Here is a 16338-nt window from a genome sequence, read left to right as displayed (position 1 = left end):
GTTCCTGTTTCCTTAATTTTGTATCCCTTTTTTGTCTCTTGAGGTTATACCTTCTCCAAGTATAAGCGTATAAACTTCAAAGCCCTCTTCCGATAACCTTGCTACAGTCCCACCACATGCCAAAACTTCATCATCAGGATGAGAGAAAATTAGGAGAACTCGCATGGCTGTTAAATCCTCTCTCTATTTATCTTCCAACATTACCCTGAACCTTCCCACCACATTATTGCTATATAATACAGCTTCGCTAAACTCAATTTTCAGCTTACCTAATTTTATGTATGCTTTAGGATAACCTTCTGCGTCTAACATACGAACAAAGTCATAAAAATCTTGGATATCATTGATATTCGCAGACAATAAATCACTCTGCTGTTCTGTTCTTCTTTGGAACATATAACTCTCCCCCACTTGCTCATAAGGTTTTGGTCTAAATTTGATTATAAAAGGTATCATATCAAAGAAAATAATTTCAGAGATTTTTATAAACAGCTCCTCTGCTCTACCAACCCCTAAATAAAAATCTCTTTTCAGATAGATTTTTCCTCTATCTATCCCCTCTCCAATTCTAAAAGCGGTTATTTTCGTGTTATATATTTTCCTTATGATATGGTTTTGTAGTGGGTTTCCTCCTCTCCCATAGGGTAAATCTCCTAAATGAAAACCTATGCATTCGTATGTCTTGAATATATCTTCTGGAACTAACCAGGACCAATGAGGGAAGAAAATATAATCTGGTTTAAATTCATCTAGCAAGGACTTTGTTAAATCAGCTTTTGAAGTTATAACTTTAATCTTCCATTGGTTTTTGTATAACTCCATTAACTTGTTAGCGTTTTCTATATTCCAAGATTTTATAGTTGCTATAACAATCCTCATAGCTCTATCTCGCAAAAACCAATACAAAACCTATTCCAATCTTCATATAGTTTTTCATACTCCCCATACCCATGGCTGAAGTTTGCACCTCCATAGTATATTATAAACCTGTCTTCCATAAAGATAGGCTGATTTGCAGTTGTTATCATCCCACTATCCCACTCATCCTCCTTTCCAAGTGGTATTACAGGCTCATCTGAGACAAGCTCCCATTTTCTGCAGTCCTTACTGTAGGCTAAATAAATCTCTATTTTCCCATCGTGCGTTCCTTTTTTAAACTCATGGTCTATCATAAAAAGCCACAAAAAGCCAAGATAATGGTCTTTGTAGTTAAAGGGACACAAGCCATAAAAGTCTGCCCAATTAAAACCTCTTTCTTGTGCTATTCTGTCTTCCCTTTCAGATGGTATCCATACTGTTTTTGGCTTGCTCCAGTTTATAAAATCCCTACTTATTGACATTCCCACACAGCGTCTTGTCCTGCCTTGCTTGTCTATCTTATAAGTTTTTACCATAGCTCTATAAACCCTTTTCCTTTTATCGTAAAAAACTGGTGCAACATCGCTATACCATATCTTCTTTGTCTTTTTGTTTGGAAATTTTAGCAGAGGAATTACAGGGTTGTTTTCGTATTCCACGAAGTTTATACCATCCTTTGAAAAGGCAACGCAATAGCCTTTGTCTGTGTAGCCAAAGAGTTTGTATGGATACTCATCCTCTGGCTTGTATATAACAGATGGAATGTGATAGTTTGCTACCACGTTGCTCATACATTCAAGATGTTGAGTTTTGTGGTAAAAGTCCAATACCCTGCCTTCTACTTCCACAGTAGGGTAAAGATGAGGGATGCTTTCCTTGAGAGGTCTTATGAGAGGTTTTTTCCAGTTTATGCCATCCTCTGACTCCGCAAGGCACACAAAAAAGCCAATCCCATCCACATAACTTTGATAATACATCCTCAACTTGTCCTGTAGCTCTATAACAGAACCATAAAGGTATGTATGTTTTTCTTCCCAAGGATACTCAGGGCAAAGAACAGGTTTTGGATGCTTTATAGATTTAAACATTTACCTCCTCAAAGTTAAGAATATCCATATACTCCCATTCTCTATAAGCCATAGCATATATATTAGCCTTAGACAACTGCTTGACAAAACCCTCATTAAAGCTAAGGCTTGCCATGATAAGAATTAACTTCTTTCCTGTAAACTCAGGAAAGTATTCCAGAAACCTCTTGGCTTTTTCTTTAAACTCCTCTATGTGCTTTTCCCTTGGAGTAGACTTTACCTCAAGCAAAAACACCTTGTCCTCACACACTGCCACCGCATCAAACTCTTCGTATATATCCTTTTGACGATTAGTATACTCAAGCCTCATATAGGTTTTCTCTGGCTCACAGCCAAAGTATTTCCTTACCACAGGTCTAAAGGCTGGGTATATGATGTCTTCTACGATTGTTCCTAACTTGTTGGCAAGCTCGCCCCAGCGTTTGTTGTTTTCTCTTATCTGATTGCGAGTTTCTTCTTTATGTTCTCTTATTTGCCTATCAGTTTCAGCCCTATACTCTGCTATCTTCCTGTCTGTTTCTTCCTTGTATTCCTTTATCTGTCTGTCTACCTCTCTCCTGTATTCTTCCAATCTCCTTTCGCCTTCTGCTATCATCCTACTTGCCCAGAGTTTAAAGTCAAGCATCTCTCTGACAAGCAATTCCCCGAGTTTTTCCAGTCTTTCTACTCTGTCCTCAAGTCTCTCCATAGATTTAAATATAAATCACATCTTTCTAAACACAGGCTGTAGTATTTGTCCCTCTATCAACTCATCTACCATATCGTATTCCACTGCAAACTTCACAATATCAAGCACCTCATCGTATACTTCAAGAGTTTTTTCAATTATCTTATCATCATGAGGTAAAGCCATGTTATGAGAACCTGTGAAAAGAATTCCTCTTTTTGCACTTTCTTGTTGGAAAAGAGTTTTTAACTTTAGGCTGTTTTCTCCTACAAAATCCAGCAAAAACCTAACATCATAACCCTTTACAAAGGCTCTATCCTCCATTTCTTTATCTTCTATTAGCTTTTGAATGCCTTGTTTTAGCTTTTTTCCTTGCTCCCAAAGGTAGGGTATTACCTTTTGGTCTTTTAGATATTGGATGGTTGCGATGGCGGATACTATGCTTGCGGTTTCTCCTCCAAAGGTAAAAGAGAAAAAGACCTCCTCAAAAAGCTCCATAATCTCCGACCTTCCAACTATGGCGGATATAGGCATGCCATTGCCCATAGCTTTGCCAAAGCAGGCGAGGTCTGGAACTACTCCAAAATATTCTTGTGCACCTCCCAAGGAAAAGCGAAAGCCACTAACCACCTCATCAAATATCAATAAAGCACCATGTTTCTGTGTAAGCTCTCTGACCTTTTGTAAAAAGTCTTCCTTTGGCTCTTCTACGCCCACAGGCTCCATTATTACGCAGGCTATCTGGTCTTCGTATTCCTCAAAAAGCCTTTCAAGACTTTGTATATTGTTATACTCAAAGGTAAGGGTAAGGCTCTTTACCTCCTCTGGAATTCCCTTATCCCTAGTGGTTGTCCCTATATACCAATCCTGCCAGCCGTGATATCCACAACAAGCTATGTATTTCCTGCCCGTGTATGCCCTTGCAAGCCTAACGCCCGCAGAGGTCACGTCAGAGCCATTCTTCCCAAAACGCGCCATCTCACAGCATGGTATAGTTTCTCTCAAAAGCTCCGCAAGCTCTGTCTCAAGATAGCTCGGTAAGGTAAAAACTGTTCCCCTTCTTAGCTCCTTTTCCACTCTTTCAATAACAGGCTCAAAGGCATAGCCTAATATACAAGCACCAAGTCCCATAGTGTAGTCTATATAGGTATTCTCGTCAAGGTCCGTAAGATAACAACCTTTTCCTTCTTTCACAAAAAGTGGGACCGCTCCCACAGAAAACTGCAGGTATGACTTGCTAAAGGTTTGAGAACAGTTAGGTATTAGAGTTTTGGTCTTTTCAAAATGCCTTAGGTTGTTTTCAAGTTTTAAAGGTTTTGCTTTCAGAGACCTTATAAAATCCCTGTCTTGCCTTAGGGACTTGAGATATCCCTCGTTTACAGGAATTTCTTTCTCCCTTTTCAAGATTTCTGGCTTTTCCTTTATAAGTTTTACCACCTCTTCGTAGGTAAAGTCTTCCTTTCCAAGGGTTTTTATGATTCTTTCTATGATTACCAAATCCTCTGGATAGTCAAGGCTAAGATGTATGTGCGAGAGGTCTTCTTCGTGTATTCTATAAAATAGCTTTTTAGCCTTTTTTGACTTACTTATGTATGGGCTTACATGCTCTCTTTCTGACGGAAGTTTAGCCCTTTGATGAGCCTTTAGTATCCATTCTCCCTTTATGACCTCCACATCAAAGCCGTCTATTATACCAGTAAGCACGAGATAGTCTACATTTTCTTCAAGTGCTTTGCTAAGAGCTTTTTGGACAAGTTCAGGGTCTATTAGAGGACAATCTCCAGTTATTCTCACTACTAAGTCAAGGGAAAAATCTTCTACCGCCTTTGCATATCTACTGAGGACATCCTCAGGGTCTCCTGCCAAGGTTTTCCAATTATTATATTCCGCAATTTTGAGTATGTCTCTATCTTCCTCTTTCCAAGAAGTCGCAACTATTCTCTCGTTAACCTTAACCTTTTCAAGCCTTTTCAAAAGCCATTCTATGGATTTCCTCCCATTTATATCTGCTACCATCTTATAAGGAAACCGAGTTGAACCGTTTCTTGCCTGAAGCACTATGCCAGTCTTCATAGCATTTTATCCTGTCTTAGGTATAATTCTTGCTTTTTTAAAAGGCTTACGCAAAACATATTTTTTAGGTTTATATTTCTAAAGTCTTTCGTGTCATGGTTATAGCAAAGAGTTGCTAGTTCTATATAGAGCTTTGATGATAGAAAAATCTCTCTATATGCCTGTTTATAAGTGTATACCTCCACATCTTTGAGATGATGATATGGATTTTTGAAGGGTATTGGTGTTTGGAAGTCTCCAATTATCAAATGACCACCATCTTTCAGTGCTCTGTCTAATTTTGAAAACACCGTAAATAGGTTTTTTCTATCTACCCAATGAAACACACTATTTATTATTATTAGGTCAAAATCCTCTTGAAATTCCATCTCCTCCGCAGTTATGTTATAAAACTCAACCTCTGGAAAACTTGCCTTACCTTCCTCCACTGCCTTCTTTGATGGTTCGACAGCAAAAACCTTACATTCATATTTTTCTCTTATCCTTTCCAATCTGAAACCGTTAGAAGCTCCTACTTCCAAGACCGCACTGTTTTGGTGAACAAGCCCATAAGTGTCTATTAACCATATTATGAGATCATCCCCTGGCTTTAAGCCCTCTTTATTCCTTTCATACCATCTGTCCGCTTCATAGCTTTTAAATACTTCGTCTTGTCTCACTGTTTTCTCCATTTATATGGAAGTATTATATCTTCATCGTCAATCTCAAGGTCTTCAAGTTCTAAAGCGTCAATCTTTTTTAGCTTAGCACAATTAAGCAGGTCCTCGAGCTGTTTTTTATCATCTACACCTACTATAAAACCATCTACCTGTGAAAAATTCAAAACAAACAAAAGACAAAGACATGCAAGGCTTATACCAAGTTTTTCTGATATTTCTCTTAGTCTAAGAATCTTCTCCTTGACCCTTTCAAAAACCCCTTTTAGCTTCTCTTCAGGAAGAAAGAAAAGACCTTGAAGAAATACAGACCTTGCAAACAGTATTATACCCTTTTCTTTCCATTTTTCAATGTATGGAACAAATCTCCTGTCAAATACGTTTATAGGAAACTCCACTGCAAAATTGCCACCAAAGGTTTCAAGAAACTGAAAAACCTCCCATGGATGATAAACAGAAATACCATAGAACTTTAAGAGCCCTTGCTCTTTTAGAGACTTGAGAGAATAGTCCAAAAGCTCTTTATGTTGCTTAAAAGTTTCAAAAGAGTGAACAAGCAAATAATCTACGCTATCAATTTTTAGATTCTTAAGACTTTCCAACAAAGTAGATTTAACATCCTCGTAGGATTTATAGTATTTTTTCGGTAGCTTAGTTATAACTTTCAAAACCTGTCCCTTTTGAGAAAAATATTCACCTATAACCTCTTCCGCATCACCATAGACTGGTGCGGTGTCAACACCAAAGACCTTTTCCTCTACCGCAAGGTCAAGTATTCTAAAAACCTCTTCCTTAGAAACTTGCTTGCCAAAGGCAATGCCGTAATTCATACCAAAGTTTGCAGTGCCAAGTATAAGTTTGTTAACCATCTATCAAGCTCCTCAACCTCTCCACCACAAACTCAAGCTCCTCTTCCTTTAGCGTAGGATACATGGGCAGGCTTATCTCTCTTTGATAAAAGTCCTCCGCATTAGGGCAAAGTCCCTTTTTGTATCCAAGTTTTTCCATAAAGGGATGCCAGTAGACGGGGATGTAGTGAACCTGAACTCCTATACCCTGTGCCCTGAGGTTTTTGAAAACTTCCCTCCTCCTTTCTTTGTCAGTTAGCTTTATAGGATAGAGATGATAGGAATGGTATGCGTATGGCTTTTCTACCAAAAGACTTAGGCTCTCTAAGCCTCCAAGTTTTTCTTTGTATAGCTCCGCTAAATGTCTTCTCCTCTGGACAAAGTGGCTGAGTTTTTTTAGCTGTGAAATTCCCAAAGCACACTGAAGGTCTGTTATTCGGAAGTTAAAGGATGGAAACTCTATGGCATACTCCCAGTCTTCACCTCTTACCATTCCGTGATTTCTGCACTTTAACAACTTTTCGTAGAGTTCATAACTCTTAGTTAGCACCGCACCACCTTCTCCTGTGGTTATGTGCTTTACTGGATGGAAGCTAAAAACCGTAGCGTGCGAATACTTGCAAGAGCCAGTTTTATGACCTCTATACTCAGAGCCAAGGGCGTGGCAGGCATCCTCCACCACATAAAGCCCGTATTTCTGAGCCACCTGCCAGACCTTTTCCATATCCACAGGATGCCCAGCGTAGTGAACAGGCACTATGAGCCTTGTCCTTTCTGTTATCAAACTCTCCAATAGGTTTACATCCATGTTTCCCGTATCTGGTTCTATATCACAAAAGACTGGCTTTGCACCAAGCATAACTCCCATAGAAACCGTAGCGGTAAAGGTTATAGGAGTAGTTATAAACTCATCCCCCTCCTTTAGCCCTAAGGCTTTGTAAATGCAATACAAGGCAGAAGTGCCAGAGTTAAAGGCTACCGCATAGTCCACACCGCAATAGCTTGCCAAAGCCCTCTCAAAGGCTTCTATCTTTGGACCCTGCGTGATATAGTCAGACCTCAGAACCTCCACAACCGCCTCTATGTCCTCTTGGTCTATATACTGCCTACCGTAAGGAATCGTTCTTTTCCAAAATTTAGTATTCCACATGTTCAATAGCACTTCTTAGAAACTCTTTTAGCTCCTCTCCCTCAAGCCACCAGTCATTTTTATCGCTTCTGTAGAAAAAGCCTTCTTGCATCTTTGGATAGTCTTTCCAAACCTCCAAAGCCCTTGCTTCAAAGCTGAACTGAGGAAGGATAACAAAATACTCTTTTTCTTTGTGCTTTACCAGTCTTACATCCCGTGCTTCGTCTTCTGCTATCAGGCTTTCATGTAGTTTTTCTCCTGGTCTTATGCCTATTATTCTAAAGCCACACTCTGGACATAGAACTTTTGCCAAGTCAACCACCCTAACACTGGGTATTTTTGGCACAAAGACCTCACCACCTTCTGACCTTTCAAGGGCAAAAAGCACAAGCTGGACGCCTTCCTCAAGGGTTATCCAAAAGCGCGTCATTCTTGTGTCTGTTATAGGAAGCTCCCTACAACCTTCAGAGATGAGCTTAAGGAATAACTGCACAACGCTTCCCCTGCTTCCAACCACATTACCGTATCTAACTATGGCAAAAGAGGTATCCTTTGCACCTGCGTAAGCGTTGCCTGCAATAAAGAGTTTTTCCATAGTTAACTTAGTAGCACCGTAGAGGTTTACTGGGCTTACCGCCTTGTCGGTAGAAAGGGCTATTACCTTTTTCACTCCCTTCTCTATAGCGGTCTCAATGATATTTTGAGCTCCTATGATGTTGGTCTTTACTGCTTCAAAGGGATTGTATTCAAGGATTGGCACATGCTTGAGGGCTGCAGCATGCACCACATAGTCCACACCATCAAAGGCAAGCCTTAGTCTGTCCTTGTCCCTTATGTCTCCGAGGAAAAACCTAAGCTGTGGAAACCTATCCTCTGGAAACTCCTTGCTCATCTGCCACTGCTTGAACTCATCTCTGCTAAGGATTATTACCTTTTTTGGTTTGTAATGGCTAAGCACATACCTCACAAAGGTCTTTCCAAAGGACCCTGTGCCACCAGTTATAAGTATGGTCTTGTTGTCTAAAAAGCTCATTCTACAAGCTCCCAAGAAAGTGGAGTTCCAGCCTTTATGTCAAACCTTGCCCTTCTACCAAGGATATCCTTTAAATACTTGGGATGCAAACCCACTGCCGGTCTTACACTTCTTACATTTTCCTCTGTAAATGTCTCACCTGCTTTTATGTCCTTGGCCACAAAAAGGCTTCTTGAAAACTTTCTCATGGCTTTTTGCCTTTCTGTTAGCTCGTAGCTCACTTTTCCAAGTGCCTTTTCCACCTGTCTTATGGCAGAGACCATAGCCTTGAACTCCTCTGGCTCAAGGGAAAAGGCACTGTCTGGTCCTCCAAGATTTCTATCAAGTATAAAGTGCTTTTCCACCATAACCGCCCCCAAAGCCACAGAGGCAATAGGCACTGCTATGCCAAGGGTGTGGTCAGAAAGACCTACTGGCACTCCAAAGGTTTCTCTCATGTTGGGTATTGTCCTTAGGTTGGCATCCTCATAGGGTGTAGGATACTCAGAAACACACTTTAGAAGTATTATCTGCTCATTTCCTGCCCTTTTGCAGGCCTTTATGGCTTCTTCTATGTCAGAAAGGGTGGCAATGCCCGTGGAGATTATAACTGGCTTTCCCTTACTGGCTATATACTCTATAAGAGGAATGTCCACTATCTCAAAGGATGCGACCTTATAAGCTGGTGTCCCAAGCTCTTCCAAAAAGTCAACCGCAGTTTTGTCAAAGGGTGAGGAAAAGCACACAAGCCCAAGCTCTTTGGCAAAGTTAAAAAGTTTCTCGTGCCACTCCCAAGGTGTGTAGGCTTTTTTATAAAGGTCATACAGATACTGCCCATCCCAAAGCGTGCCTTCTTTTATCATAAAGTGTTCGTTTTTTACATTTAAGGTTATAGTGTCTGGCGTATAGGTTTGGAGCTTTACCGCATCCGCACCAGATTCTTTTATCGCCTCTATGGTTTTCAGTGCAAGGTCAAGGTCTTGCAGATGGTTAGCGGAAAGCTCAGCCACCACAAAAACAGGCTCACCCTCTCCTATTCTTTTCCCACCTATTTCTATCATCCAAAGTCCTCCAAAAGCTCTCTTATCTCCTTAACAGCATCCTTAAGAAAGTTATAGTATAGACCATAAAACTCCCTTAGGAATTCCTTCCTTTCCTCACCTTCCAAACTCAAGGCATGCCCAAGGGCTATCTGACTCCAACGATGTGTATTGTGGTAGAGGAGGTTATACAGGAGAGGGTTTTTAAAGGAGACGAGCTTTCTAACCAAATCCTGAAAACTGTAAACCGAATCGTGTAGCTTTGAAAAGTCATAGGTTTTTGGATAATCCCGTATGTATTCAGAAAGGGTTTCAAAGTCTGTCTGTAGTCTTTTGAGGACTTCTGGGACGTTTACCATGTTTATATATCTTGTATCAAAGTTCTCTTCTATGGATGCTATGGCTTCTTTTTTGTTTGCGGAGTTTTCCAGCCTAAAGAACTCTATGGGTAAAGGTATGGCACCTTCTATTTTTGCACCGTCAGAGGTGTTGTAGACCTTTATACCCTTCTTTTTTATGGTCTGCTCTATGCCGTATTTGGTATTTAGAAACCATAAATGGGTCTTTACTTCGCCTCCGAAGTTTCCTGGCACAGTAAGGTCAAAATCTATGCTTGACTTTGAGAGGAAACTTTTAGGGTTGTAGTAGTTTGTTAGTTTTGAGTGGTGGCTCTCCACATTCTTTGAGCCAAGGTCTACACCAAAGAGGTATACCTCTTCAAAGCCAAACTCTCCTGCAAGGGCAACGCCTGCTGCGGTCACAGTGGGTCCCGTGTGCCATATGATAGGTGAGCCAGTAGGCTCTAAAAGAAGTGCACCAGTGTCGTTTAGCTTTAGAAACATGTATCCTCTCTTGAAGAGCTTAAAACAATCTGTCCATAGAGGGTTGTTGGCTATAAGCCTTGTCTGTTTGAGATAGTTTCTGTCAAGCTCTATAAGTGTGTCGTAAGTATACTTTGTCCTTTCTATCTCCACATGAAAGTCTGGCACTATGCCCGCCCTTTGCAGTGCGGATATGGCGGTCCCGCAGGAGAATATAACCGCCTTGTCCCTGTATTCCTTTATCTTATCTATGGCGTAGTCCAAAGAAGGACCTGCACCCACCACAAAGGCAACCGAACCCGTTGGCACTTTCTTCTTAGGATAATAGAGTGGTATCTTCTTCTTAAACTTTTCAAGGGTCCACCTCAAAGACCAAAGCTCATCGTCAAAGTATCCATGAAAAAGCTCCTGAAAGGCAGGAGAAGAAGAAAACCACTCTATAAGCCTCATGGGTGGGTTATATTCAAGATGCTGGAAGTAATAGCCCCAGTAGAAAACTCCTGGGTTTAGCTGTTGAGCAGTCCTCAAAAGCTCCTCAAAAGCTACATTAAGGTCTTGCTCCAATATGAGCTTATCATGGACTATGAAGTTTAGGCTTCTGCCCGGCTTTGAATAATACTCAAAGAGCTTTTCCCAGTCAAGGTAATAAAGGCTTAGCCTAAAAAAGGCAGGCACATCAAGTATTATGAGGTTCTGTATTTCATACTTTTGGAGCAAAAGCTCAAGATGTATGCCAAAGCCAAGACCCACCATAAGGAGAAGTGGGATATGTCTTGTTTCTCTGATAGGCTTGGGTTCTACCTTGTTGCCTATAAGACTTTGTATCTTGTAATCATACCTATGAGCTATAATATCTGTTTGAGCGGAAACCTCTAAAAGGTTGATATCTGGAAACAGCCTCGTAGGTTTTTCTTCAAAAGCCTGTACTTGAGATAGGCTGAGCTGGTAGGCATCGCCCTTATATATGCCACCACCCCCAAAATCCGCATCCAGCTTTCCATCCTTGACTATCACGCTAAAATTGGGAGGTAGGCTTGATATGAGCTGGAGTATACCCGGTGCTTTTTTACGAAGAAATTCGTGGTTTTTGTATACCCTCTCTTTAAGAAACTCCTCTTTTATTTCCATGCCCTGTAAAATTTTACCACCATCCATAAAAAGCTGACAAACTATCACCCAATGGCAGAGGGTGTAAGTTTAGGTGTCTTAAAAAATTTTTCCACTATCCGATAAAAACATACAAGAAACTTCAAAGGAGGTAGAAACCATGGCACTAAGAGTGAACTTCAACTTTGAGGCGGCGGCGTCACACACCGCCATCCTCTCTAACGAGAGGGAGATGAACAAGTCTTTGCTCAGGCTTTCAACGGGTCTGAGGATACTTAACGCCGCAGACGACTCTGCAGGACTCTTCATTGCAGACCAGCTCATGGTGGTTGGGTCTGGCTTGGAAGAGGGTAACAGGAACATCCAAACTGGTCTTTCTGCACTTAGAATTGCAGAAAGCTCCGCAGGTCAGATATTCAACAGGCTAAATGAGATATACAAAAGAACAGTGCGTGCAGCAAACGACATAAACGACCCAAACGCAAGAGCGAGCCTGCAGAGAGAGATAGACAACTTCATTGATGCTATTAAGAAAATAGGTACAGATACAGAATATAACGGTATAAAACTTCTTGATGGAACCTTTGCGGGCAAAGCAATCCACTACGGAGCGAGAAAAGACCAGATACTACAAGTAGACATAAAGAGCGTTCTCCCTAACGACATAGGTGCCTACATGGTAAAGGGACAGGGTGCGAGGTATGTAACCTCTACTGCTACGTCCGCTATGAACTTTGCCGCACATCTCAGTACCACATCCAACTGGCTTGTAGATTCTGGAGATTACGTGGATATAGCTGGCATAAGAGTTCTACAGTTTGATGGAACCCAAAGATTTGTGGACGCTGCAACTCTTGCCAGAAACATAAATAGCAATAATGCTCTCCAGGCACTTGGTATAGAGGCCACAGCTAAGAACATAAATATGGCAGACGCAGACTATAGTGGTTTTGCTAACTTTTGGACACCAGTGGGCGCTGATAGTATTTCTTCTGCTACTCTTGAGTTCTATATAGGCAATGCTGTAGCTTCAGGTTCAGCAAACTTCCAGGTAACCATAGACAGCAGTGTGACGACTGTTCAACAGTTAGCTGACCTTATAAATACTCAGGCTTCTGGATCGGGTTCTCCAATAAGTGCAAAGGTTATAAACAACAAACTTGTTTTGGAAACAAACAACGGAGAAACTATAGCAGTAAGAGTAAGTGTAAGTGGTAATATTTCATCAAATGGAGTTAACGTAAACCTTGGACAGATATTAGAAGGAGCTGGCACAGTCAGCTTTACGGCAGCAACCAACTATGCCTACTATATAGACGTGGGCACAGTGGACATAGCTGGTACAGATACTTATAAGATTCAATACAGTGGTGTTTCTGCTGCTTCCACAGCCACAGGCTTCAATTTCGATTTATCTACAAACGCTGATGCTACCTTTAAAAACCTGTACTCTGTTAACGTGCTTACCAACGAAAGGGCAGAAGAGTCTATGCTCATAGTCAAGAAAGCCCTCCAACGCGTTGACACGGTAAGAGCCCAGATAGGTGCAGTTATGAACAATCTACAGTCCATATACGACTCTCAGAAGGTTGCGTGGGACAATACAAAAGAGGCAGAAAACGTTATACGCAACACAGACTACGCAGAAGAGATGACCAACTTTACCAAGCTCCAGATAAAGATGCAGTCCTCTATGGCAATGCTGGCACAGGCGAACCAGCTTCCTCAGCTTGTGCTTCAGCTCCTCAGATAATAGATTAGTAGGGGAGGCTCCACCTCCCCTTTTTTAAGTGAGGGGAGATATGAAGATAGAACCTGTTGGACACAATGTTAATGTTGAACAGCAGGGGTTAGTTCAAAAGCAGGTTAAGGATGGAGTACTTGAAGGGATGAGAAAACGCGTGGAAAGGGAGATACAGCAAACTCAACAAGAAGCCCAAGAAAGTAGAAGTGTTAAGTCAGAGGAGCTTCAAAAACTACTTGAAGAACTTAAAAGAAAGTTTGATATGCTTAGCAAATATCTGAAGATAGACATAGATACGGAGCTTGAAATACCGGTTGCTAAAATTATAGAAAAGGATACAAATAGGGTTATTCGCCAGATACCACCTGATTACCTTCTTGACCTTATGAAAAAGATTGACCAGATGCTTGGTATACTTTTACAGAAGGAGGTATAAGCTTTGGCTGGGGAAATATACTTCAACAACCTTACTGGTAGGTTTGACTGGGGCTCAATAATAGACCAGATAATAAGGCTTAAATCTATTCCCATACAGAGGCTTTCCCAGGAAGCCCAGCAGGTGCAGGCAAAGCAGTCCGCCCTTCAAGGTCTTACTAATGCTGTTGGAGACCTTTCAAAGCTCTTTGAGAACCTCAACGTAGATGACCTTTTTAGAAGTAAGAAGGCTAACTCCTCTGACAGTTCTGTGCTTACCGCTACCGTTACAGAGGATGTTCCAAACATAACCCTCAACCTTTCCGTTTCAAAGCTCGCTCAAAAGGAGGTTCTTATAACCAATGAGGGACTTTCTGACATAAACGCTTCCATAAACTGGAATGCCTTTCAGATAACCTACAATACAGGTAGCTCCATCCTATACTTTAATGTGCAGGCAGGTTCTGGAAGGCTTTCTGACCTTGTGAATGCCATAAACAACTCCGCAGGTGACAAAATAGTTGCCAGCATCTTCTACGACGGAAGCCAATACAAACTCATGCTCTCTGAAAGGGACGAAGCCTCCTCCACAGCAGAGACCAACTCAGTAAGCACTGTTATATCCTTTAGCACAGCTCCAGTTATAAATGGCAATGTTTGGAGCCTAGATACCACAAGCCCACTACAAAGTGCTCAAAATGCTAACATAAGTATAGGTTCAACTGTCATAACAAGCCCCAGCAACAGATTTGAAAATATAGTAAACGGTCTAAGTGTGGAAGTAAAAAATATAGGGAATGCGATTATAACAGTTAGTGATGACTACTCAAAAGTGTTGGATTTTCTCAACAACTTCGTTAAAAACTACAACGGAGTGATATCACAGGTGAACAAGCTAACGGACAAAGACGCCATCTTTCAGGGAGACTACTCTATTACAGGTATAAAGACAGAACTTTCAAGAATGCTGGACAACCTTTTTGCCTATGATCTTGTGAATGTAAAAGAGGATGGCACTCTTGAATTAAACAGCTCTGCGGTTAATTCCCTTGCCAGTTCAAACCCTCAAAAGCTCAGGGACATCCTAACAGAATTAAAAAACACGGTAGGAGATTATGCCCTCAGAACCTCTACAACCCTTCAGTCCTTTGGCAACGACCTGCAGGGCAGGTTAGATTATATAAACACAAGGGCTCAGGAGCTGGCAAAGCAACTGGCAAGGGAAGAGGAAAGGCTCAGGCTTGAGTATGCAAAAGTGGAGACCTTTATGAACCAAGCTCAGGATATAATGGCAAGGATGCAGGCTTTTATAGTAAGTCTATCAGATATGCAAGGAGGTAAAAGATGATAAACGCATACCTTGAAAACATGGTCTTGACCGCAAATCCTATAAGACAGGTTATCCTCCTCTATGAGAAGGCTATCTCGTGCCTTGATGAGGCGGTGGAGCTGATGGAGAGAGCTTCCGCAGAGCCTGAGGATATGAAAAGGAAATATGAAGCCATGGGTAGAGCGACGGAGATACTCACGGTTCTTGACGCGACACTCAATATGGAGCAAGGTGGTGATATAGCAAAGAGCCTTCATGAGGTATACCAAGCTCTTATAAATGACCTTATAAGGATTGTGGTGGAGGGCGATGAGCCTCAAACCCTTCGCAAAATGCTAAAGATACTTGCAGACCTCAAAGAGAGTTGGGAAGAAGTGGAGAAGAGGATATATGGAAGACCTGAAGCAACTGCTTCTGCGGTGTGAGGTATACCTCCAGCAGGGAGATTGGGACAAGCTAACAGAAACACTTAATGGCATAGGGCAGGAACACTTTAAGAAACTTGACCTTCAAACTGCACAAGAATGTCTTAGAATTATTGAACATCTTATAGCAGAGGGGGAAAGGGCAAGAAACAAACTTGCGGAGAGCCTTGTGAACCTTAAAAGGTTTAAGGAGGGCTATGGCATTTAGCTTTCTCTATTTATGAGCTTGAGTATTAAGCTCTCTATACCACCAGAGGTGTCAAAGCTCCTCACAAAATGCAAAACCCTTTCAATTTCCTGCCTTGCCTTTTCTTTCGTTTTTTCAACACCGCCATGTTTCAAGACAAGCCTTTTTAAATCCTCATACCCTTCGCCGTAGAAGAGTAGTTTTTCCTCTTCTTTTAATTCATCAAGCACGCACAGAAGAGGATAGGTGCACTTTCCTTCCGCAAGGTCAGAGCCCACGGGCTTTCCCAGTTTTTCCTCACTGCCCGCATAATCCAGAGCGTCATCAATAAGCTGAAAGGCTCTGCCAGCAAGGATTCCCATGCGATAAAAATCCCAATAATCTTCCCTACCTGCTATCAAAGCCCCCACCGCCATACAAGCTCCAAAGAGGGCACCCGTTTTGTAGTCTATTATTTTGAAATATGTTTCTTCATCTATAAGGTTTCCAAGGCTTTTTAGCTCAAGGAGTTGTCCCTGAGACATTTTCATCACCGCATCGCTCAGAACCTGTATACTCTCAAGGCTTCCATATTGGGAATACAAGGAAAGGGCCTTTGCATACATATAGTCGCCCGTTAGCACACACGCTTGATTGCCAAAAACCACATTGGCGCTCCTTTTGCCCCTTCTTGTTTGTGCACCATCCACCACATCGTCATGAAGCAAAGAGGCTATATGAACATATTCTATGCCTACCGCCAAGGGGATAACCCTCTCCACATCACCACCCAACGCCTCGCATACCATTATGGTTAGAAGAGGTCTGACACCCTTTCCACCTGAGGATATGATATAGTTTCCTATCTCGTAAACTTCCCTTACCTCTGGGTCAAGATAGGAGATTATCTTCTCTCTTATATCCTGCGTGTTTACCATAGGCTAAAATAGTATAAAACAG

Annotated in this window: 17 protein-coding genes; 5 read left to right on the top strand and 12 right to left on the bottom strand. The window is 41.5% G+C overall.

All coding sequences use genetic code 11. The features are described from left to right. Positions 1-12: 12 nt before the first annotated feature. Genes G3M65_RS10475 through G3M65_RS03700 form a run of 11 tightly spaced genes read right to left on the bottom strand, consistent with a single transcriptional unit; the run spans position 13 to position 11320 of the window. Positions 13-165: a PIG-L deacetylase family protein gene (locus G3M65_RS10475; RefSeq protein ID WP_217422986.1), complete on the bottom strand. Its 153-nt coding sequence runs from the start codon at positions 163-165 to the stop codon at positions 13-15. An 18-nt stretch (positions 166-183) separates the two neighbouring features. Continuing rightward, positions 184-879 (bottom strand): formyl transferase, encoded by a 696-nt coding sequence (locus tag G3M65_RS03745; protein ID WP_173833270.1) that lies wholly within the window; start codon positions 877-879, stop codon positions 184-186. Continuing rightward, positions 876-1946, bottom strand: coding sequence for a glycoside hydrolase family protein (locus tag G3M65_RS03740; protein ID WP_173833269.1), 1071 nt, complete (start codon positions 1944-1946; stop codon positions 876-878). The genes G3M65_RS03745 and G3M65_RS03740 overlap by 4 nt, the downstream gene beginning before the upstream one ends. Next, positions 1939-2634 carry a hypothetical protein gene (locus tag G3M65_RS03735; RefSeq protein WP_173833268.1) on the bottom strand — a complete coding sequence of 232 codons (696 nt, stop codon included), beginning with the start codon at positions 2632-2634 and terminating at the stop codon, positions 1939-1941. Before G3M65_RS03735 ends, G3M65_RS03740 begins: the two co-directional genes overlap by 8 nt. A 15-nt stretch (positions 2635-2649) precedes the next feature. Further along, positions 2650-4686, bottom strand: coding sequence for an aminotransferase class III-fold pyridoxal phosphate-dependent enzyme (locus G3M65_RS03730; RefSeq protein ID WP_173833267.1), 2037 nt, complete (start codon positions 4684-4686; stop codon positions 2650-2652). Then, positions 4683-5357, bottom strand: a complete 675-nt coding sequence (locus tag G3M65_RS03725) for a class I SAM-dependent methyltransferase (RefSeq protein ID WP_254426306.1) — start codon at positions 5355-5357, stop codon at positions 4683-4685. The genes G3M65_RS03730 and G3M65_RS03725 overlap by 4 nt, the downstream gene beginning before the upstream one ends. Further along, positions 5342-6211 carry an aldo/keto reductase gene (locus G3M65_RS03720; protein WP_173833266.1) on the bottom strand — a complete coding sequence of 290 codons (870 nt, stop codon included), beginning with the start codon at positions 6209-6211 and terminating at the stop codon, positions 5342-5344. The genes G3M65_RS03725 and G3M65_RS03720 overlap by 16 nt, the downstream gene beginning before the upstream one ends. Continuing rightward, positions 6204-7340, bottom strand: coding sequence for a UDP-4-amino-4,6-dideoxy-N-acetyl-beta-L-altrosamine transaminase (gene pseC / locus G3M65_RS03715; RefSeq protein ID WP_173833265.1), 1137 nt, complete (start codon positions 7338-7340; stop codon positions 6204-6206). Before pseC ends, G3M65_RS03720 begins: the two co-directional genes overlap by 8 nt. After that, positions 7327-8352, bottom strand: a complete 1026-nt coding sequence (pseB, locus tag G3M65_RS03710; RefSeq protein WP_173833264.1) for a UDP-N-acetylglucosamine 4,6-dehydratase (inverting) — start codon at positions 8350-8352, stop codon at positions 7327-7329. Before pseB ends, pseC begins: the two co-directional genes overlap by 14 nt. Then, positions 8349-9392, bottom strand: coding sequence for a pseudaminic acid synthase (gene pseI / locus G3M65_RS03705; protein WP_173833263.1), 1044 nt, complete (start codon positions 9390-9392; stop codon positions 8349-8351). Before pseI ends, pseB begins: the two co-directional genes overlap by 4 nt. Next, the gene (locus G3M65_RS03700; RefSeq protein WP_173833262.1) at positions 9389-11320 is read right to left on the bottom strand and encodes a motility associated factor glycosyltransferase family protein; all 1932 of its coding nucleotides are present in this window, start codon (positions 11318-11320) and stop codon (positions 9389-9391) included. Before G3M65_RS03700 ends, pseI begins: the two co-directional genes overlap by 4 nt. 139 nt (positions 11321-11459) lie before the next feature. Here G3M65_RS03700 and G3M65_RS03695 point away from each other — a divergent pair, with 139 nt between their 5' ends. Genes G3M65_RS03695 through G3M65_RS03675 form a run of 5 tightly spaced genes read left to right on the top strand, consistent with a single transcriptional unit; the run spans position 11460 to position 15420 of the window. Continuing rightward, positions 11460-13052 carry a flagellin N-terminal helical domain-containing protein gene (locus tag G3M65_RS03695; RefSeq protein ID WP_173833261.1) on the top strand — a complete coding sequence of 531 codons (1593 nt, stop codon included), beginning with the start codon at positions 11460-11462 and terminating at the stop codon, positions 13050-13052. 49 nt (positions 13053-13101) lie between these two features. Further along, the gene (locus G3M65_RS03690) at positions 13102-13479 is read left to right on the top strand and encodes a flagellar protein FlaG (protein ID WP_173833260.1); all 378 of its coding nucleotides are present in this window, start codon (positions 13102-13104) and stop codon (positions 13477-13479) included. 3 nt (positions 13480-13482) lie between these two features. After that, positions 13483-14805, top strand: a complete 1323-nt coding sequence (gene fliD, locus G3M65_RS03685; protein ID WP_173833259.1) for a flagellar filament capping protein FliD — start codon at positions 13483-13485, stop codon at positions 14803-14805. Next, a complete protein-coding gene (locus G3M65_RS03680; RefSeq protein WP_173833258.1) occupies positions 14802-15212 on the top strand; it encodes a flagellar export chaperone FliS in 411 nt (136 codons plus the stop codon). Before fliD ends, G3M65_RS03680 begins: the two co-directional genes overlap by 4 nt. Then, positions 15178-15420: a hypothetical protein gene (locus G3M65_RS03675; protein ID WP_173833257.1), complete on the top strand. Its 243-nt coding sequence runs from the start codon at positions 15178-15180 to the stop codon at positions 15418-15420. The genes G3M65_RS03680 and G3M65_RS03675 overlap by 35 nt, the downstream gene beginning before the upstream one ends. Here G3M65_RS03675 and G3M65_RS03670 read toward each other — a convergent pair. Beyond that, positions 15417-16316 carry a polyprenyl synthetase family protein gene (locus G3M65_RS03670; RefSeq protein ID WP_173833256.1) on the bottom strand — a complete coding sequence of 300 codons (900 nt, stop codon included), beginning with the start codon at positions 16314-16316 and terminating at the stop codon, positions 15417-15419. The genes G3M65_RS03675 and G3M65_RS03670 overlap by 4 nt on opposite strands. Between the last annotated feature and the right edge of the window lie 22 nt (positions 16317-16338).

It is taken from the genome of Hydrogenobacter sp. T-8 (assembly GCF_011006175.1).
In the GTDB taxonomy this organism is placed as follows: Bacteria; Aquificota; Aquificia; order Aquificales; family Aquificaceae; genus Pampinifervens; species Pampinifervens florentissimum.
The sequence above is the reverse complement of the archived record's forward strand: the minus strand, read 5'-3'. Positions and strand labels throughout refer to the sequence as shown.

Coding starts and splice junctions, on each gene's coding strand:
- pseB (WP_173833264.1), bottom strand. CDS start 8,352: ATGAGCTTTTTAGACAACAAGACCATACTTATAACTGGTGGCACAGGG.
- G3M65_RS03725 (WP_254426306.1), bottom strand. CDS start 5,357: ATGGAGAAAACAGTGAGACAAGACGAAGTATTTAAAAGCTATGAAGCG.
- pseC (WP_173833265.1), bottom strand. CDS start 7,340: ATGTGGAATACTAAATTTTGGAAAAGAACGATTCCTTACGGTAGGCAG.
- G3M65_RS10475 (WP_217422986.1), bottom strand. CDS start 165: ATGCGAGTTCTCCTAATTTTCTCTCATCCTGATGATGAAGTTTTGGCA.
- G3M65_RS03745 (WP_173833270.1), bottom strand. CDS start 879: ATGAGGATTGTTATAGCAACTATAAAATCTTGGAATATAGAAAACGCT.
- G3M65_RS03695 (WP_173833261.1), top strand. CDS start 11,460: ATGGCACTAAGAGTGAACTTCAACTTTGAGGCGGCGGCGTCACACACC.
- G3M65_RS03675 (WP_173833257.1), top strand. CDS start 15,178: ATGGAAGACCTGAAGCAACTGCTTCTGCGGTGTGAGGTATACCTCCAG.
- G3M65_RS03670 (WP_173833256.1), bottom strand. CDS start 16,316: ATGGTAAACACGCAGGATATAAGAGAGAAGATAATCTCCTATCTTGAC.
- pseI (WP_173833263.1), bottom strand. CDS start 9,392: ATGATAGAAATAGGTGGGAAAAGAATAGGAGAGGGTGAGCCTGTTTTT.
- G3M65_RS03735 (WP_173833268.1), bottom strand. CDS start 2,634: ATGGAGAGACTTGAGGACAGAGTAGAAAGACTGGAAAAACTCGGGGAA.
- G3M65_RS03740 (WP_173833269.1), bottom strand. CDS start 1,946: ATGTTTAAATCTATAAAGCATCCAAAACCTGTTCTTTGCCCTGAGTAT.
- G3M65_RS03730 (WP_173833267.1), bottom strand. CDS start 4,686: ATGAAGACTGGCATAGTGCTTCAGGCAAGAAACGGTTCAACTCGGTTT.
- G3M65_RS03700 (WP_173833262.1), bottom strand. CDS start 11,320: ATGGAAATAAAAGAGGAGTTTCTTAAAGAGAGGGTATACAAAAACCAC.
- G3M65_RS03690 (WP_173833260.1), top strand. CDS start 13,102: ATGAAGATAGAACCTGTTGGACACAATGTTAATGTTGAACAGCAGGGG.
- G3M65_RS03720 (WP_173833266.1), bottom strand. CDS start 6,211: ATGGTTAACAAACTTATACTTGGCACTGCAAACTTTGGTATGAATTAC.
- G3M65_RS03680 (WP_173833258.1), top strand. CDS start 14,802: ATGATAAACGCATACCTTGAAAACATGGTCTTGACCGCAAATCCTATA.